At 73.4% G+C, this 237-nt stretch carries 1 protein-coding gene; it reads right to left on the reverse strand.

Translation table 11 applies throughout. The annotated features are described in order from the left end of the window. Window positions 1–237 (reverse strand): hypothetical protein (locus GM79_RS25220; RefSeq protein ID WP_035557672.1); only part of this gene is annotated, 237 nt, incomplete at both ends.

Below are 237 nucleotides of genomic sequence, written 5' to 3' on the forward strand. Positions count from 1 at the left end.
GGACCGCGCTGTTGCTGAAGCTCAGCGTGAAGCGCCCCAGCAGCAGGGCCTGCGCCTCTGCGGCTGTGACGCTGAAGCTATACGCGGTGCCGCTGGCTAGCTTGAGCGTCTGGCCCGTGGCGGCGTCGCTGAGGTAGGCGTCGAGCCCGGTGGGCAGGTTCGTCAGCGCAGCGGCGCTCAGGGTGTAGGCGCCGGCGGCGGGCACGCCCACGGCCAGGGCGATGCGCGTGGCGGCCG

Source organism: Hymenobacter sp. IS2118 (assembly GCF_000715495.1).
GTDB lineage: Bacteria > Bacteroidota > Bacteroidia > Cytophagales > Hymenobacteraceae > Hymenobacter.